Annotated in this window: 5 protein-coding genes; 4 read left to right on the forward strand and 1 reads right to left on the reverse strand. The window is 72.1% G+C overall.

From position 1 onward, the window contains the following. Positions 1-554: DUF2231 domain-containing protein (locus VFJ94_RS08775; protein WP_325003822.1), on the reverse strand; the 554-nt coding region annotated here is incomplete at its 3' end. A gap of 176 nt (positions 555-730) precedes the next feature. Here VFJ94_RS08775 and VFJ94_RS08780 point away from each other — a divergent pair. From VFJ94_RS08780 to VFJ94_RS08795, 4 genes are all read left to right on the forward strand, one after another. Beyond that, positions 731-964 (forward strand): hypothetical protein, encoded by a 234-nt coding sequence (locus VFJ94_RS08780; RefSeq protein ID WP_325003823.1) that lies wholly within the window; start codon positions 731-733, stop codon positions 962-964. Continuing rightward, positions 961-1,629 carry a sigma-70 family RNA polymerase sigma factor gene (locus VFJ94_RS08785; RefSeq protein ID WP_325003824.1) on the forward strand — a complete coding sequence of 223 codons (669 nt, stop codon included), beginning with the start codon at positions 961-963 and terminating at the stop codon, positions 1,627-1,629. The genes VFJ94_RS08780 and VFJ94_RS08785 overlap by 4 nt, the downstream gene beginning before the upstream one ends. Continuing rightward, positions 1,626-1,868 (forward strand): hypothetical protein, encoded by a 243-nt coding sequence (locus tag VFJ94_RS08790; RefSeq protein WP_325003825.1) that lies wholly within the window; start codon positions 1,626-1,628, stop codon positions 1,866-1,868. The genes VFJ94_RS08785 and VFJ94_RS08790 overlap by 4 nt, the downstream gene beginning before the upstream one ends. A 102-nt stretch (positions 1,869-1,970) precedes the next feature. Then, positions 1,971-2,360 (forward strand): pyridoxamine 5'-phosphate oxidase family protein, encoded by a 390-nt coding sequence (locus VFJ94_RS08795; protein ID WP_325003826.1) that lies wholly within the window; start codon positions 1,971-1,973, stop codon positions 2,358-2,360. Positions 2,361-2,381: the final 21 nt, after the last annotated feature.

The following is a 2,381-nucleotide window of genomic DNA, read 5'->3' on the forward strand; positions in this document are numbered from 1 at the left end:
GGTGACGCCCATGTCTGGGGTCGCGGGCCGGCCGGGTCGGCGGTGTGGAACCCCTCTGCCTGCACCGCCTCGGCGGCGACCCGGACGCCGTAGCGGTAGGCGAGCTTGCCGCCCAGCGCACCGGACAGGCCGAGCGCCCCCAGCGTGAGGACGGACAGCGCGATCGGGCCGACTCCGGTGGTGGGTTCACCGCGCCTCCAGAGGAAGTTGACCGCGAAGGCGACGGTGATGCCGAGGTTGAGGACCATGTGGGTGGTGGCCGTCCTCCGCGCCCGCGTCCCGGGCGGGATGCCGGTGAAGTCGAGGAACCCGACCGCGGCCGCCGCCAGCGCGGAGAGCACGCCGACGGCGATGAGCCAGCGCGCCCCGGTCGTCAGGGCGCGCGCGTCGTCCGACAGGCGTGCGCCGATGTCGAAGACGAGGCTGCACATCCACGCGCCGATGGGCACCGTGACGAGCATGGGGTGGAACGGGTGGCCGTACGGTCCCGCCAGGGCGGCCGACACCGGTTCCTTGGCCCGGTCCTGGGTCCCGGGGGTGCTCTCAGGGGACATCCGAGCGTCCTTTCGTGGTTGACCCGCCGGGCAGCGGCTGGCGACACTGAGGCGCGACACCGAAGTGGCAGGCTGGCATAGAGATTGGCGTCGCGACGAGGCCGCGTCCTTACCGCCGAAGGGAGTTTTCCTTGCCGATCGGTATGCCGGGCGGCCCGGGACGACGCCAACCGGGTATGAGCACGCTGCCGAGGCGAGGACCGGGCCCGTGTCGCAGGGATGGGCCACCAGCCGACGTCACGGAGTGGCGGCGGTGCCGGCTCATCGAGGCCGGCTTCCCGGTGGCGCTCGCCGGCGCCCTGGCCGGCATGCGCAGCGTCGACGTCCACGCGCTGCTGCAGCTCGTCGACCGGGGATGCCCACCCGAGCTGGCCGCCCGCATCCTGTCGCCGCTGGACGCCGCCCCATGATCTGGACGCCCGGGCGGGCCCCTGGGCGGCATACGCGGGTCGACGGCGAGAGCGAGGCGACCGACTGGACCACGGCGCTGGTCCTCCCCGGCCCGGAGCGTGACGAGGCCCTGCGTCGACTGCACGCGCTCATGGTGCGGGCCGCGCGCCACCAGGTCTGGCGCATGCGGGGAATGCTCGAGGGGCATGGGGCGGAGGTCCTGGACGAGCTGGCCAACAGCGCTGCCGACGAGGCCCTGACCCTGCTGCTCGGCAAGCTCGGCACCTTCGAGGGCCGAAGCCGGTTCACCACGTGGGCCTACAAGTTCGCCATCCTCCAGGCCGCCACGGAGGTCCGTCGCCAGGCGTGGGCGGGGCGCGCGGTGAGCCTCGAGGACGTCGACAGCTGGGTCGACAGCGCCCCCGGCCCGGAGCTGCACGCCGAGGCTGCCGACCTCGTCGCGGCCGTCGAGCAGGCCATGCGTGTCGTGCTGACGCCCTACCAACGCAAGATCGCGACGGCGCTCCTCGTCGACCAGGTGCCGATCGACGTGTTGGCCGACCGGCTGGGGACGACTCGTGGCGCGCTCTACAAGGCGCTGCACGAGATCCGTGTGAGGCTGCGTCGCAGCCTGCGAGAGACCGGCCACCTTCCACCGAACGAACCGCGAGAGGAGAGGCCATGACGTCACCGATCCGGGGACTGACGCCCGAGGTCGTGCGGCTGCTCACCCTCGACACCGAGCCCTGGCTCTCGTGCGACGACTGCTTCGCGCTCATGGACCGCTACGTCGAGGCGGTCCTGCGTGACCCCCGAGCCACGACGCCGGCGGGGATGCGGGCGCATCTCGACGGCTGCCCGGCGTGCGCCGAGGAGGTGGAGTCCCTCCTGCAGCTTGTCGCTGAGGACGGTGCGGGTGCCTGAGTCGCCACACCGGCACGGGGTGGCGGGACCTTGGTCCTTTCCGGCAGGCCGCCATGCCGGGCAGACTGGCAGGATCAGCTCGGACGGGAAGGGGGCAGCGCGGTGGAGACGTCCATATCCGAGTGCTGGGCCCTGCTTCGCACGGCGACAGTCGGCCGGCTGGCCGTCCTCGTGGACGGTGAGCCGGACATCTTTCCGGTCAACTTCGCCGTCGACCATGGCAGCGTCGTCTTCCGCACCGATGCGGGCACCAAGCTGTCCGCCTCCATCGGGCAGGTCGTGGCCTTCGAGGCGGACGGCTACGACGCCGACACGCGCGAGGCGTGGAGCGTCGTGGCCAAGGGCAAGGCGGTCGAGATCCAGCAGATGTATGACGTGCTCGACGCGATGATGCTGCCCCTGTTCCCGTGGCAGCCGGGGCCCAAGTCGCACTACGTGCGGATCGACCCGACGTCGGTCACCGGACGCCGGTTCACCGCGGCGAGGACGTGACCGAGCCCAAGCGAGACGACG

Origin of the sequence: Intrasporangium sp. (assembly GCF_035688975.1) — a bacterium.
In the GTDB taxonomy this organism is placed as follows: domain Bacteria; phylum Actinomycetota; class Actinomycetes; order Actinomycetales; family Dermatophilaceae; genus CALMNV01.